The sequence below is a fragment of the Nocardia sp. NPDC056100 genome (genome assembly GCF_042266325.1).
Classification (GTDB): Bacteria; Actinomycetota; Actinomycetes; order Mycobacteriales; family Mycobacteriaceae; genus Nocardia.
Window position 1 is genome coordinate 255,028 of record NZ_JBHJVY010000007.1, and the last position, 26,199, is coordinate 281,226.

At 67.3% G+C, this 26,199-nt stretch carries 26 protein-coding genes; 9 read left to right on the plus strand and 17 right to left on the minus strand.

All coding sequences use genetic code 11. The annotated features are described in order from the left end of the window. Positions 1-5 precede the first annotated feature (5 nt). The 4 genes from ACFC0O_RS42730 to ACFC0O_RS42745 all read right to left on the minus strand — a co-directional run bounded on the left by ACFC0O_RS42730 (position 6) and on the right by ACFC0O_RS42745 (position 3,343). The gene (locus tag ACFC0O_RS42730; RefSeq protein ID WP_375968239.1) at positions 6-407 is read right to left on the minus strand and encodes a VOC family protein; all 402 of its coding nucleotides are present in this window, start codon (positions 405-407) and stop codon (positions 6-8) included. Positions 408-572: 165 nt separating this feature from the next. Continuing rightward, on the minus strand, positions 573-818 hold the full coding sequence (locus ACFC0O_RS42735; RefSeq protein ID WP_375968051.1) for a hypothetical protein: 246 nt from the start codon (positions 816-818) through the stop codon (positions 573-575). A gap of 30 nt (positions 819-848) precedes the next feature. Continuing rightward, positions 849-1,526, minus strand: a complete 678-nt coding sequence (locus ACFC0O_RS42740; RefSeq protein ID WP_375968052.1) for a response regulator — start codon at positions 1,524-1,526, stop codon at positions 849-851. After that, entirely contained in the window at positions 1,508-3,343 is a 1,836-nt protein-coding gene (locus ACFC0O_RS42745; RefSeq protein WP_375968053.1) for an ATP-binding protein, read from the minus strand. The genes ACFC0O_RS42740 and ACFC0O_RS42745 overlap by 19 nt, the downstream gene beginning before the upstream one ends. Positions 3,344-3,505: 162 nt before the next feature. On the opposite strand from ACFC0O_RS42745, the gene ACFC0O_RS42750 reads away from it, so the two are divergent. From ACFC0O_RS42750 to ACFC0O_RS42760, 3 genes are read left to right on the plus strand one after another with little or no spacing between them, the layout of a single operon-like run. After that, positions 3,506-4,312 (plus strand): ABC transporter ATP-binding protein, encoded by an 807-nt coding sequence (locus ACFC0O_RS42750; RefSeq protein WP_375968054.1) that lies wholly within the window; start codon positions 3,506-3,508, stop codon positions 4,310-4,312. Beyond that, positions 4,302-5,186 carry an ABC transporter permease gene (locus ACFC0O_RS42755; protein WP_364643558.1) on the plus strand — a complete coding sequence of 295 codons (885 nt, stop codon included), beginning with the start codon at positions 4,302-4,304 and terminating at the stop codon, positions 5,184-5,186. The genes ACFC0O_RS42750 and ACFC0O_RS42755 overlap by 11 nt, the downstream gene beginning before the upstream one ends. Positions 5,187-5,188: 2 nt before the next feature. Then, positions 5,189-6,241 (plus strand): ABC transporter substrate-binding protein, encoded by a 1,053-nt coding sequence (locus tag ACFC0O_RS42760; protein WP_375968055.1) that lies wholly within the window; start codon positions 5,189-5,191, stop codon positions 6,239-6,241. Between the two features lie 87 nt (positions 6,242-6,328). On the opposite strand, the gene ACFC0O_RS42765 is transcribed toward ACFC0O_RS42760, so the two are convergent. Together ACFC0O_RS42765 and ACFC0O_RS42770 are read right to left on the minus strand one after the other, a co-directional pair. Further along, a complete protein-coding gene (locus ACFC0O_RS42765; protein WP_375968056.1) occupies positions 6,329-6,733 on the minus strand; it encodes an ArsR/SmtB family transcription factor in 405 nt (134 codons plus the stop codon). After that, positions 6,733-7,389: an SRPBCC family protein gene (locus ACFC0O_RS42770; RefSeq protein WP_375968057.1), complete on the minus strand. Its 657-nt coding sequence runs from the start codon at positions 7,387-7,389 to the stop codon at positions 6,733-6,735. Before ACFC0O_RS42770 ends, ACFC0O_RS42765 begins: the two co-directional genes overlap by 1 nt. Positions 7,390-7,485: 96 nt before the next feature. Here ACFC0O_RS42770 and ACFC0O_RS42775 point away from each other — a divergent pair, with 96 nt between their 5' ends. Further along, positions 7,486-7,956, plus strand: a complete 471-nt coding sequence (locus tag ACFC0O_RS42775) for a GtrA family protein (protein WP_375968058.1) — start codon at positions 7,486-7,488, stop codon at positions 7,954-7,956. On the opposite strand, the gene rarD is transcribed toward ACFC0O_RS42775, so the two are convergent. Continuing rightward, positions 7,913-8,773 (minus strand): EamA family transporter RarD, encoded by an 861-nt coding sequence (rarD, locus tag ACFC0O_RS42780; protein ID WP_375968240.1) that lies wholly within the window; start codon positions 8,771-8,773, stop codon positions 7,913-7,915. The two genes, ACFC0O_RS42775 and rarD, sit on opposite strands and share 44 nt — an antisense overlap. A gap of 209 nt (positions 8,774-8,982) precedes the next feature. Here rarD and ACFC0O_RS42785 point away from each other — a divergent pair, with 209 nt between their 5' ends. Together ACFC0O_RS42785 and ACFC0O_RS42790 are read left to right on the plus strand one after the other, a co-directional pair. Beyond that, entirely contained in the window at positions 8,983-11,439 is a 2,457-nt protein-coding gene (locus ACFC0O_RS42785) for an HAD-IC family P-type ATPase (protein ID WP_375968059.1), read from the plus strand. Positions 11,440-11,586: 147 nt separating this feature from the next. Further along, positions 11,587-12,414 carry a PhzF family phenazine biosynthesis protein gene (locus ACFC0O_RS42790; protein ID WP_364643577.1) on the plus strand — a complete coding sequence of 276 codons (828 nt, stop codon included), beginning with the start codon at positions 11,587-11,589 and terminating at the stop codon, positions 12,412-12,414. A 36-nt stretch (positions 12,415-12,450) separates the two neighbouring features. Here ACFC0O_RS42790 and ACFC0O_RS42795 read toward each other — a convergent pair whose 3' ends face one another. Further along, positions 12,451-13,362, minus strand: coding sequence for an ADP-ribosylglycohydrolase family protein (locus ACFC0O_RS42795; protein WP_375968060.1), 912 nt, complete (start codon positions 13,360-13,362; stop codon positions 12,451-12,453). A gap of 312 nt (positions 13,363-13,674) precedes the next feature. Here ACFC0O_RS42795 and ACFC0O_RS42800 point away from each other — a divergent pair, with 312 nt between their 5' ends. Then, positions 13,675-14,262, plus strand: a complete 588-nt coding sequence (locus ACFC0O_RS42800) for a hypothetical protein (RefSeq protein WP_375968061.1) — start codon at positions 13,675-13,677, stop codon at positions 14,260-14,262. A 9-nt stretch (positions 14,263-14,271) separates the two neighbouring features. Here ACFC0O_RS42800 and ACFC0O_RS42805 read toward each other — a convergent pair whose 3' ends face one another. The 7 genes from ACFC0O_RS42805 to lspA all read right to left on the minus strand — a co-directional run bounded on the left by ACFC0O_RS42805 (position 14,272) and on the right by lspA (position 19,111). Continuing rightward, positions 14,272-14,643 carry a hypothetical protein gene (locus ACFC0O_RS42805; RefSeq protein WP_364643586.1) on the minus strand — a complete coding sequence of 124 codons (372 nt, stop codon included), beginning with the start codon at positions 14,641-14,643 and terminating at the stop codon, positions 14,272-14,274. 11 nt (positions 14,644-14,654) lie between these two features. Then, positions 14,655-15,092, minus strand: a complete 438-nt coding sequence (locus ACFC0O_RS42810) for a roadblock/LC7 domain-containing protein (RefSeq protein ID WP_364643589.1) — start codon at positions 15,090-15,092, stop codon at positions 14,655-14,657. Positions 15,093-15,212: 120 nt separating this feature from the next. Then, positions 15,213-16,100, minus strand: coding sequence for a hypothetical protein (locus tag ACFC0O_RS42815; protein ID WP_375968062.1), 888 nt, complete (start codon positions 16,098-16,100; stop codon positions 15,213-15,215). Further along, on the minus strand, positions 16,090-16,425 hold the full coding sequence (locus ACFC0O_RS42820) for a hypothetical protein (protein WP_375968063.1): 336 nt from the start codon (positions 16,423-16,425) through the stop codon (positions 16,090-16,092). Before ACFC0O_RS42820 ends, ACFC0O_RS42815 begins: the two co-directional genes overlap by 11 nt. Before the next feature lie 324 nt (positions 16,426-16,749). After that, on the minus strand, positions 16,750-17,442 hold the full coding sequence (locus tag ACFC0O_RS42825; RefSeq protein WP_375968064.1) for a hypothetical protein: 693 nt from the start codon (positions 17,440-17,442) through the stop codon (positions 16,750-16,752). A 23-nt stretch (positions 17,443-17,465) separates the two neighbouring features. Further along, positions 17,466-18,392, minus strand: coding sequence for an RluA family pseudouridine synthase (locus tag ACFC0O_RS42830; RefSeq protein WP_364643601.1), 927 nt, complete (start codon positions 18,390-18,392; stop codon positions 17,466-17,468). Continuing rightward, a complete protein-coding gene (lspA, locus tag ACFC0O_RS42835) occupies positions 18,389-19,111 on the minus strand; it encodes a signal peptidase II (RefSeq protein WP_375968065.1) in 723 nt (240 codons plus the stop codon). Before lspA ends, ACFC0O_RS42830 begins: the two co-directional genes overlap by 4 nt. 200 nt (positions 19,112-19,311) lie before the next feature. On the opposite strand from lspA, the gene ACFC0O_RS42840 reads away from it, so the two are divergent. Further along, on the plus strand, positions 19,312-20,202 hold the full coding sequence (locus ACFC0O_RS42840; protein ID WP_375968241.1) for a hypothetical protein: 891 nt from the start codon (positions 19,312-19,314) through the stop codon (positions 20,200-20,202). A gap of 34 nt (positions 20,203-20,236) precedes the next feature. After that, positions 20,237-20,962, plus strand: a complete 726-nt coding sequence (locus tag ACFC0O_RS42845; protein ID WP_375968066.1) for a hypothetical protein — start codon at positions 20,237-20,239, stop codon at positions 20,960-20,962. Positions 20,963-21,009: 47 nt separating this feature from the next. Here ACFC0O_RS42845 and ACFC0O_RS42850 read toward each other — a convergent pair whose 3' ends face one another. Both ACFC0O_RS42850 and ACFC0O_RS42855 read right to left on the minus strand, forming a co-directional pair. After that, positions 21,010-24,288: an arabinosyltransferase domain-containing protein gene (locus ACFC0O_RS42850; RefSeq protein ID WP_375968242.1), complete on the minus strand. Its 3,279-nt coding sequence runs from the start codon at positions 24,286-24,288 to the stop codon at positions 21,010-21,012. Between the two features lie 55 nt (positions 24,289-24,343). After that, positions 24,344-26,194, minus strand: coding sequence for a hypothetical protein (locus ACFC0O_RS42855; protein WP_375968067.1), 1,851 nt, complete (start codon positions 26,192-26,194; stop codon positions 24,344-24,346). Positions 26,195-26,199: the final 5 nt, after the last annotated feature.

The following is a 26,199-nucleotide window of genomic DNA, read 5'->3' on the forward strand; positions in this document are numbered from 1 at the left end:
CGGTACTACGTCTGGGGCCAGCCGCCGTACGGAACGGTGATCAACTCCATGTAGTGGCCGTTGGGATCCAGGAAATAGATACCGCGGCCACCGTCATTGTGGTTGATCTCGTTCACGCCCTGCATGCGCGGATCCGCATAGTAGGTGAGACCGCGCTCCTGGATCTTCTCGAAGGCCGAATCGAATTCGTCCTCCGAGACCAGGAAGGCGTAGTGCGCAGGGTGCAGGCCGCCCGGGATATCAGGCGGACTGACGGCGAAATCGAAGGTGACGCCGTTGTGTACGGGCAGCGCGATGAATGGACCCCACTCCTCACCGACTTCCAACCCGAGGATATCCGCCCAGAATTCGGCGGTCTCCCTATTGTCCTTGCTCGCGACAATGGTGTGGTTGAACTGAATAGTTATCGGAATTCTCCTGTGTCCGTGGCGATCCCGACCCTGGACCGGTGCAAGTCGGCCGACAGGAGCACCGCCACACCCCCGAAGTTAGCCGCGAAAAGCACGATCCGCCAACCTTCCTGTGACAGGCATCACAGGATAATCGGCGGATCGGCTAACTTCGGGACGCCCTTATTTCTGCGCGGAGGCCGAGGCCGAGAACGTGCTGAGCAGGCAGATCACGCTCTGCGGGAACTGCTGGATGCAGACCTGCCCCGCGACATCGGCATTCTGCGCGGGAGCCGGTTCCAGCGGAACCGCGGAGGCGGTGGCGACGGCGGCCAGCGGCGCGAGCAGCAGGGCGCTCGCGAGGACTCCGGCACGGAAACGATTGCGCATGAGGATATTTCCTTCCAGGACGGTGACGGGGTACACCATCCGTTTGCAGGATAGTGATATATGGACATTTCAGACAGGGGCGGAATACTCCTGTTCGGGACGCCCGGTGCTGCCGTAGCGCAACTGCATGCGCAGACCCCCCGTGGCCACCAGCGTAGCGAGATACCGCTGCGCGGTGGCGCGCGAAATTCCGATCGCGGCCGACACCTGCGCGGCGGACATGGGCGCGGTGGCCCGCTGGACGGCTTGCAGGACAAGGTCTTTCGTCGGCGAGGCGACCGCCGCCGCCTGGGACGCGGCACTGCTCGGCAGCGCACTGGGCCGCAGCGCCAGCAGCGCGGCATCGACCTCGGCCGCCCCGATCTCCGGGGCCGACAGTATGCGGCGATAGCGGGCGTAACCCGCCAGCCGGGCAGCCAGCGCGGCATGATCGAACGGTTTCACCAGATAGCCCAGCGCACCCGCCGCCAGCGCCCCGCGCACCGTCTCGGATTCGGTTGCGGCCGTGAGCATCATGGCGTCGAACCGAATCTCGCGCACCAGCTCCACCCCGGAACCATCGGGCAGATAGACATCGACCAGCGCCAGATCGAACGCGGCCCGCTCGATCTCGGCCCGCGCGGCGGCCAAGGTGTTGGCGACCGCCCCGACGACGAATCCCGGTAGCGCCGAGACGATTCCGGCATGCATATTCGCCACCCGGAAGTCATCATCGACCACCAGGACCTTCAGTTCTCCGCGGCCCACGCCGGTTCTCCCTCGATCAGCACACCCGGCAACCGGGCAATGAACTCCGCTCCCCGCAGCGGTCTTTCCGATTCCGCCGACTCCCCCGCACCGGATTCCCCGGTACTCGCGGCGACGCCACCCGGATGCGCGAGCCGAACCTCGCCCCCGCGCGCCCGCGCCACCTGACGGGACAGCGCCAGCCCCACCCCGCGCCCACCGGGTACATCCCCGCCGGAACGCGTCGAAACCCCTTCCACGAAAATCGAATCCACCAATTCCGCGGTCACCCCGGCACCGCTGTCCGCGACAGCGATGTGCAGCGTGTCGCCCTCCTGCACCAACTCCACTTCGACGACCGGCGATATGTCCGGATCATCCCCCGGTTCGTGACCGCGCTCGGTGATCACCGCATCGACGCTCGCTCGCACCGGACCACCGACAGCGGCGGATTGCGCACCCCCATCAGCGACGAGCCGCTCGGCCGCCGCGTCGATGGCGTTGTCGAGAAGGTTCCCCAGCACCGTCGTGACATCCACCGGCGCAGCGAGATTCGCGGTGACCCAGGTATTGGGGCCGAGGCGGAGGTGGACGCCCTTCTCGCGGGCGTGGGCGGCTTTGGCGGAGAGGAAGGCTTGCAGGTAGGGGTCGGCGACGGCGTCGATGCCGGGCAGGGCCGCACCGAGGGGACCGGAGCCGAGGAGTTCGTCGAGGTAGTTCGCTGCCTCACCGGAGCGGCCGGTGTGCAGTAGACCACTGAGCAGGTGCAGGCGGTTGGCGAATTCGTGGCGCTGGGCGCGCAGCACGGTGCTCATGGAGCGGACCGCATCCAGTTGGCGGGTAAGGGATTCCACATCGGTGCGGTCGCGCACGCTCAGGACCGCACCGAGCGGGCGGCCGTCGCGGGTGACCGCGCGAGCGGTGACGACGACGATGCGCTCCCCCACCGCGGCCTGCACGGGTTGGCCGTCGGCGGACCGGAAGGCTTGCAGCACACGGGGAGTCAGGCCGATGGCGTCGATATCCGCGCCGGGTGCGGCGGTGATGCCGAGCAGGCGGCGGGCCTCGTCATTGATGACGGTGACGCGCCAGGCGGCATCGGCGGCGACCACGCCTTCACCGATGCCGTGCAGCACGGCGTCCTGTTCGCGGACCAGTTCGGCGAGTTCCGACGGTTCCAGGCCCAGGGTCAGCCCGTGCCAGCGACGAGCCAGCAATACCGATCCGGCGATACCGGCCAGCAGTGCGCCGCCGATCAGCAGTCCGGCCCGGCGCAGATCGCGCAGCAACTGTTCGCGCACGGCCGTGGTGGAGATGCCCACGCTCACCTCACCGACCACGCGACCGGTACCGCGTTCGAGCACAGGCACTTTCGCGCGCACGGATTCACCGAGCGTCCCGTGTTCGCGAATCACCACCTCACCGCCGGCGAGTGCCTTGGACGGGTCGGTGCTGACCATCTCGCCGAGCCGGGTGCGGTCCGGATGCGCCAGCCGCAGGCCCGCGTCATCGGTGATGACCACGAATAACGCTCCGGTGCGCAGCCGCGCGTCATCGGCGATATGCGCAAGTTCGCCGTCGGCGAGCTCATCTTCGAGTTGCGGTCCGGTCGGCAATGCGGAATTGCTATAGCGCGCGACCTCGGTCCGCACCACCGGATCCGAGGCGACCGTGCGCGCGATGGCAAGCGCCCTTTCGCCGTACTCCCCCGACAGCCGCTGTCCGCTGACGTACGCGAATACGCCGAATGCCAGGCCCAGCGTCAATCCGACCACCGCGACCTGCAACAGCACGATCTGGGTTCGGAGACGAACCGAGCGGGGGCCGAGCGAGAACACGGGCGACAGTGTAGAGAACCCCCGGCAAACGCATGAGCAGAATGCGCGAAACGTCCGAATCGCTGCTTGTGCGGGTAGCGCGCACAACCGGGTCCGGTGTGACCCGGGACACGTAACTTCTGTCCAACGCCGCAGGGACGCGGCAGGAATACAGGAGTGGCAATGACAGATCCGCTGATTGAGCTCAGGGGCGCGACCAAGCGCTTCCCCGGGACGAACGGTGGCATTCACACCGCGGTGCGCGACCTGAACTTCACCGTCGCGCCCGGCGAGTTCGTCGCCGTGGTCGGCCCGACCGGCTGCGGCAAGTCCACCACGCTGTCGCTGGTCTCCGGACTCGAACCCGCCTCGGCCGGAAGGACTCTGGTGCGCGGCGCGGATGTGCGCGGCATCCCGGACGGCGTCGGCTACATGTTCCAGCAGGACGCGGTGCTGCCGTGGAAGACGGTGCTGGACAACGTGGCCCTGGGCCCGGCCTTCCGGGGCGTACCCAAGAAGGCCGCCCGCGAACGCGCCGCCGCCTGGGTGCGCACGGTCGGCCTCGCAGGATTCGAAGGCTACTACCCGCATCAGCTCTCCGGCGGTATGCGCAAGCGGGTGTCGCTGGCGCAGACCCTGGTGAACGATCCCGAGATCATTCTCATGGATGAGCCGTTCAGCGCGCTGGACGTACAGACCCGTCAGCTCATGCAGGACGAACTGCTGCGGGTGTGGTCCGGCACCAACGCGGCGGTCATCTTCGTGACGCACGATCTGGAGGAGGCCATCGCCCTCGCCGATCGGGTCGTCGTCATGACCGCTTCTCCCGCAACGGTATGCGGTGATTTCACAGTGAGCCTGGAGCGGCCGCGCGATGTCGAGGAGGTGCGGCTCACCGAGGAGTTCCGCGATCTCTACAAGGAAATCTGGGAAACGCTGCGCGATCAGGTCGAGGCGGCACGTAGTAAGGGAGCCTCCCGTGTCGCTTGATGTCCTGCCGCAGAATGTCGCCGCCACACCGGTTTTCGAATCCGAGGAGCAGATCCTCACCCGGGTGCGTAATCAGGCGCGCAAGAACAAGATTCGCACGTGGAGCCTGCGCGCCCTGCTGGTCGTGCTGTGGCTGGGGTCCTGGGAGCTGACCGCCTCGCTGTGGATCGATCCGTTCTTCTACTCCAAGCCCTCGCTCATCTGGGACCGGCTCGTCGAATGGTTCACCGAGGGCACGCAATTCGGATCCATCTGGTTGCAGCTCTACACCACGGTGCAGGAAGCGGTGCTGGGCTTCGTCATCGGCACCGTAGCCGGTGTGGTGCTGGGTGTGCTGCTGGGCCGTAGCCGGTACTGGGCCGATGTGCTCGCGCCATTCATCAAGGCGCTCAACGCCGTTCCGCGCATCGTGCTGGCATCGCTGTTCATCATCTGGTTCGGCCTGGGCCTGAGCTCCAAGGTGGCGACCGTCGTGGTGCTGGTGTTCTTCGCGGTGTTCTTCAACGCCTTCACCGGCGCTCGCGAGGTGGACGGCAATGTGATCAACAATGCCCGCATCCTGGGCGCGTCCAAGCGCCAGGTGCTCACCTCGATCGTGCTGCCGAGCGCCACCACCTGGATTCTGTCCAGCCTGCACACCGCCTTCGGTTTCGCGCTCATCGGCGCTGTCGTCGGTGAATATGCCGGTGCCAGTAAGGGTTTGGGCCTGCTCATCTCGAACGCGCAGGGCACCTTCGACGCGGCGGGCATCTACGCGGGCATGATCGTCATCACCGTGGTGGCGCTGGTCGCGGAGTGGATCATCGGCCTGGCCGAGGGACGCCTGCTGAAATGGCGTCCGTCGCAGGCGGCCGCGGGCCACGGCGGGATGTGAGCATGCGCTACCGCAAGAGCCTGGCGCTCATTCTGCTCGCCGTCTCCTCGCTGCTGCTGGCGACCGGCTGTCGTGATTCGCGCACCATTCCGACCGCGAACGGGCGACCGCAGCTCACCATCATGGTCGGCGGTCTGGAGAAGGTGATCTACCTGCCCGCCATGCTGACCCAGCAGCTCGGCAATTTCGAACGCAATGACATCGATGTGACACTGCTCGGCGAACAGTCCGGCGCGACCGCCGAAACCGCGCTGCTCACCGGCGATGTGCAGGCCGTGGTCGGATTCTACGATCACACCATCGATCTGCAGGCCAAGGATCAATGCTTACGCACCGTGGTCCAATTCGCCGATGTGCCGGGCGAAGTGGAGCTGGTGTCCACCGCGGACGCGGGAACCATCCGCTCCCCCAAGGACTTCGCGGGTCGCAACCTCGGTGTCACCTCGCTGGGATCCTCCACCGACTTCCTCACCCAGGCGCTGGCCGGGCAGGAGGGCCTGAGCACCTCGGACTACACGCGGGTGAAAGTCGGTGCGGGACAGACCTTCATCGCGGGTATGAACCACAATGGCATCGACGCGGGCATGACCACCGATCCGACCGTCGCCAAGATGGTCAGCTCCGGTGATGCCCAGGTGCTCATCGATATGCGCAATGAACAGGGCACCCGGGCCGCGCTGGGCGGACTGTATCCGGCCGCCTCGCTGTACATGCGCTGTGAGACCGTGGACAGCCATCCGGAGATCGTGCAGAAGCTGGTCACCTCGTTCGTGCAGACCCTGCAGTGGATCAAGGCGCATTCACCGCAGGAGATCGCGGCGAAGATGCCATCGCAGTACGCGGGCGGCGATCCCGCGCTGTATGTGAAGTCGGTCGGCGATTCGATCAGCATGTTCAACGGTGACGGGCTGATGAAACGCGAAGGCGCGGAGAACGTGCTGCGGATTCTGGGGCAGTACTCGCGCAATGTGAAGCCGGTGCGGGATCGCATCGATCTCGATGCCACCTACACCAATCGGTTCGTGGAACAGGCGCTGCGGCCCGCCGCGCAGTAGCGCCCGATCCGAAAAGCCCCGTGCGACCGCGCATCCGATGAGGGGGATGCGGGATCCGCACGGGGCACTTCGATATTCGGACGGCGGTCAGCCGTAGCGGGCGTCCCGGCCGGGAGGTTCATCGCGAATACTCTTGCCCGGATGCACATTCCGGCGCTCGCGCTGCCCGCGCGCGATCTCGGTGGCGAGCGCGTCGAGCGGTTGCGCGAATGGCTGCACGGTCAGCGCCGCGAGCCACTCGCGGGCCGCCCGGGTGGCCTCGGGATCGATGGCGTAGATCCGGCGGGTGCCTTCGGCGCGCACGGTGAGCAGTCCGGCCTCGCGCAATACCTTGAGATGCTGGGAGACCCCGGGCTGCGAAATCGAGGTGAACCGTTGCGCCGCGGCGACAATCGCCCCGGCGGGGAGTTCGCCCGCACCCACCAGTTCCAGGATGAAGCGGCGCACCGGATCGCCGAGGGCGTCGAAGATTCTCGCCGGGGAGGTGGCCATCAGGATTCCGCGCTGCCCTCCGGCTCGACCGTGTAGAAGGTGATCGTATTGTCCCGCGCCGCACGGGCTACGACGGGATCGTCACCGTCGGCGATGGCGGCCGCGGCCCAGCCCTCGGCGGCCGCGCTCACGAATTCGATGCCGGGCGGGGTGGTCGGAAAGGCCAGTCCCGCAGCCGGATCCACCGATGCGCCGGAGTCGATATGCAGGCCCAGGGCCATCAGCGACAGATCCCAGCCGACGCCGACCGCGCCCGGGCCGTACTGCGTCCAGAATTCGGGGTCGACCGGAGCCTCGTGCACCAGTTCCAATGCGGTGCCATCGCCGTCGGGGGTGAGGCCGATGGTCAGCCACGACGTGACGGGACCCATTTCCCAGGTCACCGCGAAGCGCTCCGGAGCCTCGCACTCCTCGATGAGCCCGCCCGCATTGCCCTGGGTCTGATAGCGGCCGCCGGGCTTCAGCTCACCGGTCACCGGCAGGAACCAGCGCGGCAGCCGTTCCGGGTTGGTGAGCGCGTCCCAGAGATCGGCCTGATCGGTGGCGTAGACGCGGCGGGCGACGGCGGTGCGGGTCGGCTTACCATCCCGCGCACCGGTCCGCACCTCGCGCACGACCAGTCCGGCGACGGCGATCGGGTCTTCGAGCAGGGCCATATCATCCTCCTTTATATAAGTGTGAACTTATACTACCCGGCGTCGAGTTGGCTCGCCGCTAACCTGGCCGCCATCTCGCGATGGCATCTTGATCTCGTGCACAAGGTTCTGCCCGATACCCGGTTCCACCGCCTGTGCGCGGGCATCTCCGACCGCCTGCCGTTCGGGCTCGAACGCTTCGCGCCACCGACCGTCGTGGGCTATCTGCTGATCAGCGCGGTGTGCTTCACGGCCGACATGATCGTGCTCACCCTCTTGCACGGCACCCTCGGCACACCGCTGCCGGTCGCGGTCACCACGGGCTACATCACCGCGTTCGGCTTGAGCTACGTGCTGAACCGCACGCTGAACTTCTCCTCGCACGCCGCGGTCGGACCGCAGCTCACCATCTATGTCGTCGTGGTCGTGGTGAACTACCTGGTCTTCATCCTGGGCGTCACCAGCGGATTGGCCACCATCGGCGTCGAATATCAGCTCGCCCGGGTGGCGGGCGGCATCGGCGAGGGCATCTATATGTACGCGGCTATGCGCTGGCTCGTCTTCCGCGGCGCAATGCATCGACCGTGAAAATGGCCAGGGCCAGCCAGATGAGCGCGAAACCGGCCCAGCGCGAGGCGGGCATATCCTCGTGACCGATCGCCACACCCCAGGTCAGCTGTAGCGCCGGGGTCAGGTACTGCAGAATTCCCATGGTGGACAAGGGGACTCGCGGTGCGGCCAGTGCGAAGCACAGCAGCGGTATCAGGGTGACCGGGCCGGAGATCATCAGCAGCGCCGAATGCGAGACGCTGGAACCGAAGGTGGCGTTACCGGTGACGGCGAGCACCACCACGGCGATCACGGCGAACGGCGCGGCCGAAATGCCTTCCGCGGCAAGGCCGGGCAGCGCATCGAGCCGGATCACCTTCTTGATCAGCCCGTAGGTGGCGAAGGAACAGGCCAGGATCAACGCGATCCACGGCGGGCGGCCGTAGTCGATGGTCAGCACGATCACCGCGGTCGCGCCCAGAGCCAGTGCGAGCCACTGCACCCGGCGCAGCCGCTCCCGAAAGATGATGACGCCGAACGCAACCGTCACCAGCGGATTGATGAAATAGCCGAGCGCGCACTGCACGACCTGTTCGGACATGACGCCGTAGACGTACACGCCCCAATTGATGGACAGCGCAAGCGAAGCCGCCGCCGCCAGCCACCAGGTGCGGGCATCGATACCGCGTAACTCGCGCAGCCGGCCGGAGATCAGCAGGAGCAGCAGCGCCACGCCCAGGGTCCACAGAATTCGCTCGGCCAGCACCTCGACGGGGCTCGCGAATTTCAGCAGGCCGAAGAACGCCGGAAACAGGCCCCACATGAAGTACGCGCCGAATCCGAAGGCGACGCCCACCTGACCCGCCGAACGCCCGGTGCTGACACGGCTGGATCGCGCGGCATCCGCCTCGGCGGCGGCGGGTCTGTCTGGCACCCATCAACGTTAGCCTGTGCAACGACCAGGCGACTATCGGATATTCGCCTTATAAGTCCCGCTTGCCGACGCGCTTCCGGCTTACCTGGGCAAACCCGGCTAACCGCACGCAAACCTCTAGGCTGTGAATCATGTCGATCACCGCACAGGCAGCGACGCCCGCGACCGGGCTCACCTCAGCGGAGGTGGAGCAAAGACGGCGCGACGGGCTCACCAATGATGTTCCCGAGCGGGCCTCCCGCTCGGTGCGAGATATCGTCAAGGCCAATATCTTCACACGCATCAACGCCATCCTCAGCGTGCTTTTCGTCCTGGTGATCGCGACCGGATCGATCATCGACGGCATGTTCGGACTGCTCATCGTCGCGAACAGCGCGGTCGGCATCATCCAGGAGCTGCGCGCCAAGAAGACCCTGGACGAACTGGCCATCGTCGGCCAGGCGCAACCGATGGTGCGGCGCGAGGGCAAGGCCACCGCGGTCGCACCGCAGGAGATCGTGCTCGACGACATCATCGAGCTCGGACCCGGCGATCAAATCGTGGTCGACGGCGAGGTCATCGAATCCGAACTGCTCGAGGTCGACGAATCACTGCTCACCGGTGAAGCCGATCCGATCGACAAAACCGTTGCGGCCCCGGTCATGTCGGGCAGCTTCGTGGTCTCGGGCAGCGGCGCGTACCGGGCCACCAAGGTCGGCAAGGACGCCTACGCCGCCAAACTCGCCGATGAGGCCAGCAAATTCACCCTGGTCAAATCCGAACTGCGCAATGGCATCGACACCATCCTCAAGGTCATCACCTACCTGCTGATCCCGGCGGGCCTGCTGTCCATCTACAACCAGCTGGTCTCCAGTAAGGAATCCTGGCGGCCCGCCGTCAACGGCATGGTCGCGGCACTGGTGCCGATGGTGCCCGAGGGCCTGGTGCTGATGACCTCCATCGCCTTCGCGGTCGGCGTGGTCCGGCTCGGGCGGCGGCAGTGCCTGGTGCAGGAACTGCCCGCCATCGAGGGTCTGGCGCGGGTGGACGTGGTGTGCGCGGACAAGACCGGCACGCTCACCGAGAACGGTATGCGGCTCAGCGAGATTCGGGCCATCGCCGCGGACGGATCCGCGCCCGAGGGCGAATCATCCACCGCCTCCGAGGAATTGCGTCAGGTGCTCGCCGCCATGGCCGGTGACGATCCGCGCCCGAACGCGAGCGTGGCGGCCATCGCCGAGGCGCTCCCGGATAAGCCCGGATGGAAGCCGACCGGAATCGCGCCGTTCTCCTCGGCCAAGAAATGGAGCGGGTTCTCCTACGGGGAGCACGGCAACTGGCTGCTCGGCGCGCCGGATGTGCTGTTGGACTCCGATTCCGAAACCGCCGCCGTCGCACAGGAAATCGGGGCCAAGGGGTTGCGCGTACTGCTGCTGGCCAGCAGCGACCGGCCGGTGGACGCGGCCGACGCGCCCGGTCACGTGACGCCCGCCGCGCTGGTGGTGCTGGAGCAGCGGGTGCGGCCCGATGCCAAGGAAACCCTGGAGTACTTCGAATCGCAGCATGTGGCGACCAAGGTCATCTCCGGTGACAATGCCGTCTCCGTCGGCGCGGTCGCGGCCTCGCTCGGCCTGGCGGGCGGTGACGATCCGGTCGACGCGCGCAAGCTGCCGACCGATCAGAACGAACTCGCCGACGTACTCGATCACAAGACCGTCTTCGGCCGGGTGCGCCCGGATCAGAAGCGCGCCATGGTTTCCGCGCTGCAATCGCGCGGGCATACCGTCGCCATGACCGGTGACGGCGTGAACGACGTACTCGCACTCAAGGACGCCGATATCGGCGTCGCCATGGGTTCGGGCAGCCCGGCCACCCGTTCGGTGGCGCAGATCGTGTTGCTGGACAACAGGTTCGCGACGCTGCCGTACGTGGTCGGCGAGGGCCGCCGGGTGATCGGCAATATCGAGCGCGTCTCGAATCTGTTCCTCACCAAGACCGTCTACTCGGTGGTGCTGGCCTTCCTGGTCGGCATCGCGGGCATCGGTTCGCAGATCTTCCACTACAAGGCGATCAGGTATCCGTTCCTGCCCCGGCACGTGACGATCGCGGCCTGGTTCACCATCGGCATTCCGGCGTTCATCCTCTCGCTCGCGCCGAACAACGAACGCGCGCGCACCGGATTCGTCGGGCGCGTCATGCGATTGGCGATTCCGTCCGGTCTGGTGATCGGCGTGATGACCTTCATCGCGTACCTGATCGCGTACCAGGGACCCGATGCGGGCGAGACCGCGAAGGTGCAGGCGGGCACCACCGCGCTCATCACGCTGCTGATCATCGCGGTATGGGTGCTGGCCATCGTGGCACGGCCGTGGAACGGGTGGAAGATGCTGCTCATCGCGGGTTCCGTTGCCGGATACCTGATTCTGTTCGCGGTGCCGTTCACCCGGCACTTCTTCAAACTGGATCCGAGCAATATCGCGCTCACCACTTCGGCGATCATCTGCGGTGCGATCGGCATCGTGCTGGTGGAGGTGGCGTGGTGGGTGAGCGCCAAATTGCAGGGCGAGACACCGCATCTGCTGCCCGGCTCCCCCGGCGAAAACGACTGATCTTCACCGCATTCCGAGTCAGAGCGGCGGCGCACCGATACGGTGCGCCGCCGTTCTGCTAAACATCCAAACTGGTCGCATGGTTTGGCTCGCCGGTGAACTGCCTTGTCCCGGACCTTTTTTGACCAGCGGGGTACCTTGTGCCCCATGGAGGTCCTGCTGCATCAGATCGACGCGTTCGCCGACGCACCGTTCTCGGGCAATCCCGCCGCGGTCATGCCGCTGCTGTGCTGGCTGCCCGATGAACTGCTGCAACATCTCGCCGAGGAGAACAATCTCGCCGAGACCGCCTTCTACACTTCGGCGCTACCCGCGGAGGCCGGTGCGGCACCGGACAACTCGCCCGCCTTCCATCTGCGCTGGTTCACCCCCGCCACCGAGGTCGACCTGTGCGGGCACGCCACGCTCGCCGCCGCGGCGCAGATTCTGGACGATATGCATCCCGGCGCGGATCGCGTGCACTTCTACACCCGCAGCGGCTGGCTCCGCGTCGACCGCGATCGCGATGATCTGGTGCTGGATCTGCCGACGGTGTCCTCGGTGGAGATCGATGTGCGCGAAGACATTCCGCGCGCGCTCGCCGCGGCCTTGGGGGTCAAGCCGTTGCGCGCCTACGACGGCACCGATGTGGTGCTGCTGGTCACCTCGGAAGAGGAAGTGCGCCAGGCACATCCGGACTTCGCGGCGTTTCCGAAGATGCCGCGCGGGGCGATCATCACCGCCGCCGGGGCCGAATCCGATTTCGTCTCCCGCTTCTTCGCACCCGGACAGGGCATCCCGGAGGATCCGGTCACCGGCTCCGCGCACGCGCAACTCACCCCGCTCTGGAGTCGCGAACTCGGCCGCACCACCCTGTCCGCGCGCCAGCTCTCCGCCCGCGGCGGCGCGCTGCGCTGCACCCTCAGCGGCGACAGAGTCCGCCTGGCAGGCCGCTGCCGCCGCTACCTGGACGGCGTAGTTCGCCTGGCGGACTGAGGGATTCAGCCCGCCGAGCTCCTCTGCACCGCCGTGTTATCGATTGACGATGGCGTCGGTGAGAGCCAGTAGATCGGCTTCCCGGTAGCCCGGGTACCCGTGCAGCATGGCGCGCCACTGCGCCGGAATCGCCGACGCGCCCCAGCGCGCGCCCAGCAGCCCACCCGCGATGGCGGCGGTGGTATCGGTATCGCCGCCCGCGCGCACCGCGAGTTCCAGTGCGGCGGGCAGGGTGTCGGCGTGGGTGATGGCCCACCACGCGGTCTGCAGGGCGTGCACCACCCAGCCGTTCTTGGGGAAGTCCGCGGGCGCACCGCATTCGGCCTTGTCAAGCAGCGGCCCCCAGAAACCCGCGTCCACCTTCGAAAGTGATTCGCGCACACCGTCATAGGTGCCGTACAGCACCGCGTGCCGAATGGCGCAGGTCCACAGTTTGCACGCCTGCATGGCCTGCATGTCATAGTGCGTGAGCGAGCTGACCACGGCCGCGCCCTTGGCGCAGTGCTCCTCGTCGTCGAGGTAGGCCAGCGCCACCGGCGCGGTGCGCATGAGCGAACCGTTGCCCGCCTTCAAACCCTCCAGATCGTGCGCGCGCACCTGCATCTCGCGCCCGGTCGGGCTGCGCCACTGCAGGACCTGCCTGGTCTGCATGCCGATATCGGCGGGCTTGGAATCCCACCAGATCAGGAATTCGGCCGCGACCGCGTCGAGTCCGGCCTCCTCGTGCAGATTCGGTACGCGCGCCGCCGCCCGGGCGATGGCGATCGCCATCGAGGTGTCATCGGTCCACTCGCCCGGCGCCCAGTTGAAACTGCCGCCGCCCTTCATCTCGATGACCACCTCGGGCCCGGGATGGGTGAACTCGTAACCCGCGCCCAGCGCATCACCCGCCGCCGTACCCAGCAGCACCCCGGCCGCCCGGTCCGCCTGCTCCGCGGTCAGTTCCATCAGTTCCCAGCCCCTCTCGATGAGCTCGCTGCCCTCACTCTCGCACGGACAGCTCTGCTGCCACGGTAGCTCTCACGCGACAGCGCTCGTGCCGCGGCCGGGAATGGTTGCGCTTCCTTGACGGGTGCGTGCCCGTCAAGGATTAGGGCAGATGTCCGATGGTGCCCGGATGCGGCCGCCCATAGTGTCGAGTCCGGGGGTGTACCGCCGGGTCTGTCCGTGCCCGCCCCCATGCCGGAATCAGCGAAAGATGTTGCCGCGCACTTCCGGTCGGGCGGAGTGGCGTGTGCGGCGGAAGAAGAGGACCACCCCATGACGCACACCAGCCGCCCGCGCACGATTCGCCGGACGGTCACGCTGCTCGCGACCACCGCGGCGCTCGGCCTCATCGTGGGATGTTCGAGTGATCCGACCTCGGGGCCGATCACGGTCAAGGGTTCACCGGCGCTCACCACCACGAGCGCGGCCGCGGCCACCAGCACCACCACCGGCGCGAATCCGGGTGCGGCGCAACCGGGCGGCGGACAGCCGGGCGGCGCGGGACCGCAGGCGCAGCAGCAGCCGGGCGGCGCGCCGATCGACGAGCCGGGCCCCGCGCCCGATCCGGGCCCGGGCACCCCGCTCGGCACCGACCATTACGTGAAATGTACGGACAAGATCAATTACGCGGGTGACCCGCGCTCCAATGCCGAGATCAATCTCGAGGGTGAACGACACGGCGGTGATTGCCCCGCCCCGATAACGTCCGCCCCCTCGGCCGCGCCGTCCACTGTCGCGGCGACGACAACCGTTGCGCCCCCGGCGGTTACGACCACCGTGAGCCCCGCGCCGGCCACCACGGCACCGGCGACCAGTGCACCCGCCGCCACCGAACCGGCGACCACGAGCGCGGCGAAATAGCGGGCGGCGCTAGACCTCCAGCTCCTCCTCGATGCCCCGCAGGCGGTGCCGCGCCATCGCGAGATTGGCGCGGCCCCGGTCCAGGGCGAGATACAGGAACAGGCCCTTGGACTTTCGTCCGGTCATGGGTCGGATGATGTGATACTGCGCGCCGAGGGTGATCAGAATGTCCTCGATATCCTCATTGATGCCGAGTTGATCGATGGTGCGCATCTTGGCGCGCACCACCTCGGTATTGCCGGCGGCGGCGACCTGCAGATCCAGGGCTTTGGAGCTACCGAGCATGCCGAGCGCCATCCCGCTGTTGTAATCGACCACGCAGGCGCCGACGGCACCGTCGATCACCATCATGTCCTTCAGTGCGATATCCATGTTGGACATGGCAGTTCCTTTCAATCGGTGTTTCTCTTCGGGGTTTTCTTGACGTTGTTCGCCAATTCGGTCAGCTGATCGGCGATGGCGCGGGCCACCGGACGCGATTCCAGATGCAGGCGGCCCACATTCACCTCCGGACCCGCCAAAACCGTCAGTGAGGCCGTCCAACCGGCCGCATAGATGACCACGTATCCGCCGGAGCCGTGCACCACGACCTCGTGAAAGCCACCGCCGTGCGCGGTGGTGGCCAGCCGGTGCGAGAGCGACAGCTGGGAGGCGGTGAGCGCGGCCATGCCGGTGGGTTCGATATGCGGCGGCAGATCGTGTGCGATGAGCAGCCCGTCGGTGGAGGCCACCAGGGTGCCGGTCAGCCGAGGTACGCTGTCGCGCAACAACTTCAGCTGTGCCAGCAGCACCGTATTCGGTTCGGGTCGCGAGATCGCCACCTTTGTCATCCTTCTTCCCATCATTTCGCCGAGCCGCCTCCTGCGCGCGGTCACACCAGCTCCTCCAAGGCCGCCTCCCATTCCGTCCGCCGGGCCTGATCCGTTTGATCGAACGCAGCCGCTGTGCGGTCATGCCAGCTCCTCCAGCGCCGCCCGGACGCGGACGAGCACTTCACGGTCGATGGGTTTCCAGCGTTCCGGAGCGGGAGTCGTTGCCCCGGAACGCGCACGGCGGCGGGGAAGCTGTGCGGGCGGCTGCGAGGCCGCCGGTTCCGGATCCGATCCGGGTCCGCCGAGTGCCAGCGGCGGCAGGCGATCCGCCGCCGCCCGGCGCGCGTTCAGCGCGATCAACGGCGCGACCTGTGCGTCGGCGGCGTGGCGCGGGGCGGTGAGGCGCACGGGCGGTTCGATCAGCCCGGCCTCGGTGAGTTCGCGGACGGCGGTGAGACAGCCGTAGGTGGTGCGGCCCAGATACTCGGCCAGGGTGGTGATGCTGCGGCGCGCGTCGGCGGCGGCGAGCATTTCAGCCTGACCGCCGGTGAGCATGACGCGGCGTTTCGGAATGCGGCGGGCCGGGACCACGGGGGCGCGATCGACCAGCGTCACCGGCCACGGCCCGGCCTCGGGATCGCCACGGCGGGAGCACTCCTCGACGAGGGCGGGCGGTGCCACCTTGCAGACCGGAGCCAGCCAATGCGCGGGCGCGGGCTGGAATTCCGCGGGTGCGGGAGCGGCCAGCAGAAAGTAGGCGGCATCGAAAACCGAGAGCAGCGCCAGGGTTTCGAGTTGCGGCCGATGCAGCAGCGGACCGAGATCTCCGGTCTCGGCCCGCCGCCACTCCTCGGGGGTCGCCACACCCGCTTCGACCACCAGGCGATCGAGCCCAGTAGTCCGGCGGCAATCGGCGCAGGCGATCGTACCCTCGGCCAGATGGAATGCGCCATCCCCCGCGTGCAGTACTCCCGTCGAGCCTTCCGCAGCCAATCTCCGCAATTCACTTGCGAGTTCAGCGCTCATGACCACCCTCGGTGAATTCGGCCAGAATTCCGCGCAGGCGGAAACGGGCCATACCGAGATTTCCCGTTTCGTCATCGAAGAGCACATGGACGAACAGTCGTCCGTCGAAGTCCCCCTTGATCAGATTCAACAGGTGGTACCCGCGAGTGCCGCAGACGATGATCTCCGAGATGTCATCACCGTCCGAGCCACTCGCCAGCGCCGGGCAGCCGAGCACCGCGCGCACCACATCGGTGCTAGCAGCGGCATCCTCGTGCTGATCGAGGGGGTCCTGTCGGCCCGCCCCCGCTACCGCGAGCCCGCTCGCACCATCTACCAGCGTCACACTGCGCGCACCTGGAATATCCATGATGCGCTGCAGGCAGCCGTCTATACCGATCACGCGTCACCGCTTTGTCAGATAAGCCTTTTCGAGTTCCAGACGCTACACACGCCCGCGACGGCCTGTACCCGGTTTGCGCGAGAATTACGCGTACCCAAAGCATTCCCCCAGTAAACCTCTGAAGAATACCCCTCGGTACTCAATACCTAGCAGTACCAACAAGATTCGAAATGAAATATTCACTCGAATTGTTTGCTGGAATCCCCGGTCCAGCAAACCCTATGCTGATCATTAACCGCACTCACCTACCGACCGGCAGGGGCGATCTCAGTTATCGGGGACCGGGCCGTCATTGGGACCCGCATCGGCGAGGTCCCGCTGTTCGGGAAGCAGCGGGGCGATGGCGAAAACGGCCGCGGAGGCATCGGCGGGCAGCGCCTCCACCGCGCGAATTCCGGGGCGGGCAGCCAGGTTTCGGAGCTGTTCGAGGTTGCCGTGCACGACCAGGCTCACCAGGCAGGGGCAATTGGCACGCAGGCGGGCCGCGACCACGGCATTGGTGCGGACGTCGCGGTCGTTGTAAGCCTGCGCCACAGCCACCGTGGCCGCGGCCGAACGCTGGGACCCCAGCGCGGCGGCTTCACCCGCGGGCAGCGGAATATCCAGCACCGGGGTCGCCACCCGGTCGATCGCCACATGGTAGATCGCGTCCGAAATGCGCAGGCCGCCACTGTATTCGGGAATGTGATCGGCCGAAATGCCCTCGGTGAAGGAGATCAGCGCCCAATGCTCGGCGGTATCGCCGCCGCTCAAGGTGTCCCGGGCCCGGGCCAGATACCCGTCGACCGGTTCGCTGTTCTCCGGTCCCAGGCGATCGGTGGCGACAATGCCCTTGCGCGGCGGAATCGCCCAGCCCAGCAGCACGATCAAGATCACCAGCAGCACCGCCGCCGACCAGCCCGCGATCCGCCGCGCCCGGACATCATCGGTGAGGGCGCTGACCGCCCGGCCGATCTGCACGCGTAACTCCTTGTGCTCGTGACTCAGTGCGTGCGCAAGACTTCCAGAGCGTGCTCCAGATCGGCGGGGTATTCGCTGGTGATCTCGATCCAGCGGCCGTCCGCCGGATGGTTGAACCCGAGCTGACGGGCGTGCAGCCACTGGCGTTCCAGGCCCAGGCGTTCGGCCAGGCGGGGATCCGCGCCGTAGGTGAGATCACCGCAGCAGGGATGCCGGACGGCGGAGAAATGCACGCGAATCTGGTGTGTGCGACCGGTTTCCAGATGGATATCGAGCAGACTCGCCGACTGGAAGGCCTCGACCGTGTCGTAGTGCGTGACACTGGGACGGCCGTCCGCGGTGACCGCGAACTTCCAGTCGTTACCGCGCGCGCGGCCGATCGGGGCGTCGATGGTGCCGCTGCTCGGATCCGGATGACCCTGCACCAGAGCGTGATAGCGCTTGTCCACGGTGCGCTGTTTGAACGCGCGCTTGAGCACGGTGTACGCGTGCTCGGACTGAGCGACCACCATGACACCGGAGGTGCCGACGTCCAGGCGGTGCACGATGCCCTGGCGCTCATGCGCGCCGGAGGTGGAGATGCGGTAGCCCATCGCGGCCAGACCGCCGACCACCGTCGGGCCGGACCAGCCGACACCGGTGTGCGCGGCGACGCCGACCGGTTTGTCGACGGCGACGATATCGTCATCGGCGTAGAGGATCTTCATACCGTCGACGGGGGTGGCCTCGACGACGAGTTCGCGCTTGGGCTCCGGAAATTCGACCTCCAGCCAGGAGCCCGCGTTCAACCGGTCGGACTTGCCCGCCGCCACACCGTCCAGCTGCACCGAACCCTCTTCGGCCATGCTGGCGACCGCCGTGCGCGACAGGCCCAGCAAACGGGACAGTCCGGCATCGACACGCATGCCGTCCAAACCATCCGGCACCGGCATACTGCGGGTTTCCCTCATACGGTCTTCTCCTCCGCGCTCTCGTCCTCCTCGTGCCGATGCGCACGCGTGCCATCGGGTTCGAAACCGAACACCGTCAACGCCACCAGTAGTGCGGCGCCGCAGACAATCGCCGAATCGGCGACATTGAACACCGGCCACCAGCCGACCGCCACGAAATCCACCACGTGACCCTGCAGTGGGCCGGGCGCGCGGAACAGGCGATCGATCAGATTGCCCAGTGCGCCACCGAGCACCATGCCAAGGCCGATCGCCCACGGCAGCGAGCGCATGGTGCGGCCGATCCGCACCACACCGATCACCACGGCCGCGGCGACCAGGGTCAGCAGCCAGGTCATACCGGTCGCCATCGAGAACGCCGCGCCCGGATTGCGCACCAGGGTCAGGCGCACCACATCGTCGACGATGTGGATCGGGCGGCCCGGGGTCATCTTGGCGACCACGAGGCATTTGGTCAGCAGGTCCAGGCCGAGCAGTACCGCGGCCACGATCAACAGCGTGCGCAAGCGCAACGGCTGAGCCGCAGCCGTGTCGGACTCGGCGGCAGCGGGAGTCGCGGACTCGGAGGCAGCGGGACTCGCGGGCTCGGGGGCCGCGGGCTTCGCGACGGCGTCCGGATTCGGCGTTGCCGGGGTGCCGAGGGGTGCGCTATCTGCTGGCGACTCGTCTGGTTCGTCTGCGCCGGATTCGCGCGGCCGGTCGGTACTCACCCTTGACATCATTCCCTATGGCCATTCCGTGCCCGATGGCCGGACGGCGCGCCCGCATCCCAAGCTGATTATCAGGAAGTGGCCGTAACCTGTTCGACGTGACGGTGTTGTCTTCATCCCCCGGTTCGGCGAACGCCACCGCACGCTGTACCCGTACCCCCGGCCGCGCCCGGCCGGGACAGCGCGCCACCCGATCCGGCGTCCTTCTCATCGTGCTCGCGGTCACCCTGTCGGCCTTCGGGGTCGGCTGCAGCGACCGCTCCGAGACCACCACCGAATCCGACAGCGCGGAACCGCTCGGCATCGGTAAGGAGGTCACCATGCCCATCGCGGCGGTGACCACCACGGTGCTCGATCCCGGCGCCGAACCGCGCTCGGCGCTGCGGCCCACGCTGCCGCCGGGCACCACCCAGCAGGTCACGCTGCGCACCGACCATCACATCGAACAGCAGATCGATACGCAGGCCGTGCGCGATTTCTCCCCGCCCGCGGTGACCATTCCGCTCACCGCCGAGGCCGGGACCGACGGGGTGGAGCTCACCCTCGGCACGGTCACCTCGCCCGATCCCGCGCTCGCCAAAGCGCTACTGCCCGCTGACGGTTCGCGCGCCGGACTCGATATGAGCGAACTCGGCGCGATCACCGCGCTGCGCCTCGCACCCAAGGCCGCCACCTCCGATGCCGCGCGCGCCGCGCTCGAGCAGGCGTTCTATCAGGCCGTCTACCAATCCATCGCGTTCCCGGACGATGCCGTCGGCGAAGGCGCGGTATGGACGGTGCGGCAACAGGTTTCCGGCAGTGTACCGCTGGAACAGGTCACCACCGCGACGCTCACGCACCGCGAGGGCAGTCTGCTCACCATCCACCTCGATGTGACGCAGACGCCGAAATCTACGGTCTGGCATCTGCCCAATGAGGCCGGACAACTCGAGATCATCGACTACCTCATGCGCGGCACCGGCGTGATCACCGTGGATCTCGGTATGCCGCTGCCGGTTTCGGGCTCGGTCGAAGTCGGCGGCAACCAGGCCTACCGCGACCCGCACAGCTCGGTCACGCTCCGCCAGACACTGCGCACCCAGGTGCAGTGGGGCGCCTGACACGCCCGGGCCGGCGGCCGGGCATGATGGCGGCGTGAACCTCCGTAATCGGCCGCGCGGGCGCACCGCGATGGTAGCGCTGCTCGGCGTGAGCGCCGTGGCGCTGTCCGCCTGCGGCTCACATGATTCCGCGCCCGCACTGCCCACGCTCGGCCCGGTGGTACAGCCGACCGTGCCCAGCAACGCACCGGTGCCGGATGTGACGGGACTGCGCAACGGGCTGCTGGACGCCACGCAGCTGCCGTCCGGATACACCTCACTCGGGGATCCGCCGACCGGCAGTAGCACCGGGGCCGGAGCGGGCACCAATCCGGTGCAGTGCGCGAAAGTGCTCGCGCCCATCGCCGAACAGGCCACCAATGCCGCCACCCGGGCCGCCGCGCAGTACGGCGGGCCGGATTTCGAGAGCATCGATATCGACGCCGCGGCCTACGCGAACGGCGGAGCGGCGCAGGCATTCTCCTCGGTCCAGGCGCTGTTGCGGGCCTGCTCCAGCTACTCCAGCACCGATCCGGACGGCACCAAGGTCGAATACCAGGTCGGCGGACTGGATCAGCCGACCTCCGGCGACGCCTCCTTCGCATTCCGGGTGCACACCACCAGCCAGGGCCTGACGCTGTACTCCGCGGTGACCGTGTCACTGGTCGGCGCGACCGTCGTGCAGTTCTCCATGTCCGGTGCGAAAGAGCCGGACCCGCAACAGCTCACCGCGCTGACCACGGCCCAGGTGAACAAACTGCGCGGCCAGCCCGCGCCCTGACCCCGAAACCGGTTCCGCCCCCGCTGATTCAGCGGGGGCGGACTGTTCTACTTCCAGCCGTTCACATTGATCGGACCCGGAGTCCAGAGTCCCGAATGGGTTTCGGGGGTGATGACCGGGCGGCCCGTGATCGCGGTGTCGTCGATGCGGGAGAACTGTTGCAGCTCACCCCAATCGCGTCGCCAATCCTGGTTCAGGTAGGTGGCCAGGGTGTGCGGGCGCAACAGCATGGTGCTCCAGCCCAGTGGGCCGCCGCCGTCGTGGTTCTCCCACAGGTTCGTGTCATGCGCACCGCCGCGGTCGGGCAGGATGCGATAGCCCGGCACCTCGGCGATGCCGACGTGATGATCGAACGGGCGCTGGCACGGGAATTGCAGGCCCACAGCCCAATCCAGCAGTACGGGCTGCTGTGAGCCGATGAGATCCTGCAGGATGCGGGTCTGCGGGACACGCGGCGGGGTGAGCGCGACCCACTGCTTGCCGTCCCGATCGCGATCGGTGGCGACAATGCGGATCACCGTGGCATCGGACGGGATCTCGGTGAACGGGACCCGCAGATTGCGCCAGGTCGGCGTGGGACCGATATCGATCGGCGTGATCCGGCCCTGCGGCTCCAGATCGGCTGTGCCGTACTCGATTTCGACTGACTGGCCGGGGGTGACCACCCCGTACTGATCCACCGATCGAATTCGCCCGGCCGCCGTGATCGCGACAATGCCCTTGCGATCGGCCGCGGCGGGCAACCGGTACCAGCCGGTGGTGAGCTCGGCGACCGACTCACTGGTGCCATTGCTGCCCAGCACCGGCACCTTGGCCGGATTCAAACCGAAAGGCAGTGCGGTGGTGGTGGTTCCGGATTCGCTGTCACTGGACTTGTTGGTCAGCGTGGTGGTGATGGCGCTGGTGTCGACCTCATCGTCGGCGCGCATATCCGAGGCCACACCGGACGGTGAGAAGCCCTTGGCATCCGCGGTGAAGGTGCCGAAGACGTCACCGTTCACCGGCGTCAGCATGCCGTCATTGGGATCGGTCTCCACCAGCACATCTCGCGCCATACCGCACGGCTGACCCAGTACCGCGGCGGTATTCGAGCGCGCCAGCGAGAACGCCGGATACTGCGAGTACGCCGCCTTCGCGAACGAGCCCACCTCGACCAGCACCATGAGCGCCGCGGCGATGGTCAGCGGCGACAATGCCGCCAGCCGCCACGCGCGCGGGGAAATACGATGCGGGGCAGCGGGTTCCGGAGCCCGCACATGCCACCATCCGGCCAGCACCAGGAACAGCAGCGCGAGCACCAGGAACAGCTTGTTCACCCCGATACCGGCGATCAGCGGCGGCTTGTCATTGAACGGGATGCCGAAATTCGAGACGTACCACCAGCCGTTCATGCTGGAGAACGTCAGCGCCAGCGCGAAAGCCACCACCGAGGCGAACAGTGCCCGGTTGCGCGGTGAACGCATTACCTTGGGGCCCAGCGCAACCGCCGCGAGCACCCCGATCACGCCCGCCAGACCGGCGTAGACGCCATTGTGGTGCGTCCACTTGGTGGGGGTCGTCATCATCAGCAGAATCACGCCGACGGTGCTGCCCAGCACGCGCCGCGCCGGACCGGACGCCACCGTGGGAATCCGGCCGCCCTTGCGCAACAGCACGAACGCGCACGCGGCCATGCCCAGCCACAGCATGAACATGCCGAACCTGCGCGCCACCGAACCGTCGATGGAGACCATGAAAAGGTACTGGTAGCGCAGATATTCGTCCGGCCACTTCACATTCGGGCCGACGATATTGTGCACGCGCTTCATCTCGAACATGGCGGCGAGGGTTTCCACGCCGAACATGGCCACCAGCACCACGGTTCCGGCGGCCACCAGCGGGGTCGCCAGGGTGAGATAGGCGACGAAACGAGTGCGCAGGACCCGCAGCGCGCTCGCACCCTCCGGAACCGGCTTGCTCAACGCCCGGGCGCGGTTATCCAGCACCCGCCACATCGGGCGGATACCGGCCAGCAGCGGAGCGAAGCAGATGACACCCGACGGGCCGACCGTACAGCTGAACGCGCCGATGGCGATCGCGATGCCGTACGGCAGCAAGCGGCGGGTGGCGATGGCGCGCTCCACCGACACCCAGGTGAGCAGTACGCCCATCGCCACCATGGCCTCCGGGCGCAGGCCGTTGTTGTACGGCAGCCAGATGGTCAGGAAACCCAGCGCACCGGTCCACACCGCGACCCGATTGCGGCGAATCCGCGCGCCCAGGCGCGGAATCACCTCGCGGCTGATCACCAGCCAGCAGATGAAACCGGCCAGCAGCGCGGGCAGGCGCACGAACGGGCTCGCCACGCTGATCTCGGCGAGCCGGCCGATCAGGTCGTAATACGGTGTGCCGACCGGGTTTTCGGGGACGCCGAAGTACGCGAAGTAATTGGCCATATAGCCCGCGTGAATCGAGGTGCGGCCCATGCCGAACTGGTAGCCGTCATCGGAGGTCGTCGAACCGATGAAATGCCACAGCAGCAGCGTGCCAAGCACGAACGCGTCCACGGCGGAGAACGACCACCAGCGCTGCGGCAGGAAACGGCGGGCGCGACGACCGTCCAGGCGATCCAGGCGGTGCAGCGCGAACAGGGCCAGCAGGGTCGCCAGTACGGCGGTCCACAGGGCGATGCGCTTGATCAGCGTCGGATGCGCGGAGAAGCGGCTGTCGAGTTTCGCGGTGGCGGTGACGCCGTCCGGGGCGGGCAACTCGGTGAAGAAGCCGACCAGCTGCGGGCGATAGTCGCCGTCGAGTGTGACGGGAGACACATTCGAGCCCGCGAGAACCGCGGTGGCCCGGGTCATTTCGGTGTGCACGGTCAGTACGCAGTTGGCCGGGAGCTGGTCCATCGGGACGCTCACCAGGGTCTGATCCTGCAGTACCGCTTCGAATTTGCCGGGTGTGACGACGCCTTCGGCATCGGTGGTGGCGGCGGTCACATGCGCCGCGAACCCGTATCGATCGCGATTCGGCGCGCCGTTCGGCCCCGTGGCGAGCAGGGTCCCGCCCTGCGAACCGAGTTGCGCCGCAGCCGAACACGGGATGGTCGCGTCGAAGGTCAAGGGTGCGTAGGAGATGAGCGGCGCTTCCACACTCTTGGCCGAATCCCCCTGCGGCCAGGACAGTGTCGCGGCATCCACCTTGACCGGCAATACCGGCACCGCGATGGCGGCCAGCACGGCGATCAACCCCGCGATCAGAGCGACCGGCCGTTCCCAACCCCCGTATCTTCGTCGATCGGAATCGGGTCCAGCACTACCGGCGGAATCCTGCCCCGCCTTCTCCATCACGTCGGTCACGATCGCAGATATTAAGGGGCGTTCCTGATAACCCGCTCCACAGTCACCGTGCACCCCGCGCGACCCGCACCACATCCTGCACGAACAACCCCATATCCACCCCGTCCCCACCTCCCGGATACCGCACCTCGAACGCAGTCACACCCGCCACAACCACCGCAAACCGCACAAACCCACCATCCCGCGCCCACTCCACCACCGCCTCCTCCCCCAACCCGATCACCGCATCCCCCACCCGCAGCACCAACCCCTCCCCATCCCGGCACACCTCCGCCGCCACACCACCCAGCTCACCGATCAACGAACCGAACCCGAGCCCATCCCACAGCCGAGACAACCCGGGATCCGGCCGGGGTGCGGGGACCGGAGCGGGCTCGGGGTCCGGCACCGGGACGGGCTCGGGCGGCGACTCGGCACCCGGACCCGGTACCCAAAAGCTGCGGTCGGGAGCATCGGGGGCCGCGTAGTCCGCGATCGGCGACAGACCGAAATACCTTGGGGTATAAGGGATCTTCGACGTCGTGTCGTACTCATGCCCGTTCGGCGCGAACCGGATATCGGGCATACCCGCCCGCGACCGCCGAGGCGGGGATCCCCCTTCGGCAGTCGATGAGCGCGGCGAATTCAACGGTTCGACCGGTTTCGGCGTAGTCGGCTGATGCCGGGATTCACCGGACGGCCCGAGCGGAGTGTGCGGCGAGGCACCGGCGGCCGATTGCGGAGCAACGGGCGTCGCCGCCGAGACAGGTGCGGGTGATGGTGATCGATGGGAGTCGTCGACATCGAGACCGAGCCGTTCAGGCTCGGGCTCCCTCACCGGTTCGATGGGTTTCGGGACGGGTTCGGTTTCCTTTGCTGATTCCGGCCGGGATTGGTGTTCCGCTGGCGGAGTGCGGATATCGGGGGCCGGGTGGGGTGTGGAGCCGTCGGGGCCGCCGAGATTGGCGGTGTCCGGGGCCGCGAACCGGGGAGCGCCGAGCGGATGGGCTCCGGCGGCGGGGTGGCGGAAACCCTTGGTGCCGCCGGTGAGGGCGCCGAAGGCCGCGCCGTTGGTGAGGAGGCGGGGATCCCAGGTGAAACCGTTGAGGGCGCCGCCTACGCCCCAGGCGCCTACCGCGCCGATCATGCCCGCGCCTGCTCCGACGGCTGCGCCTCGGAACATATTGGGGATTCGGGTGTCTGGGAGAGGGAGGTGTTTTGCGCCCTTGCCGAGCAGGTCGCCCGCGGGGCCGCCGATGGCACCCGCGGCCGCGGCGGTGAGGGCGGTGTCGCCGACTCGGGTCCAGTCGACGTCTTTGCGGTGACCGGCGGCCATTTGGCCGAGTTGGATCGCCAGGTCTTGGCCCGCGCCGAGGGCCGTGCTGATCGCTATGTGTTTCATGGTGAATTTGGTGAGGGCGGCGACGGCCAATTTCAGTGTCTCGCGGGCGATTTCGTTGATCGCGCGCCCTGCCAGCCGGCGGATGGCCACGCGGGTGGTGGCGATGGCGACCGCTTCAACGGCGGGGGCGGTGGGCGGGAACACCCACGCGGCGGCGATTTCGATGGCGAGCATGGCCAGGGAGCTGATGACCAGGATCTTGGTGTACTCGATCTCGGTGCCGAGGGCATCGGCCCCGTCGGCGACCGTGTCGAGGATCCCGGCGAATTCCTCGAGTGACCGGGGACCGTGTTCGAGCTGGTCGAGGGATTTGGCGATCGCCTCGATGCCTTCACCCCAGGGGTAGGCGGCGAGGGTGGCGTACTTGGCCGTTGTCACCGCATCGAGCAGATCGCGGATTTCCGCTGCGGCGGTTCGCCAATCGGAGCCGATGGCCCACATCCGGTCTTCATCGCCTTCGGGCCAGTCCGATCCGGCGACCCAGCCCAGTACATCGGGGAGGTCGAAGCCCAAGGCCG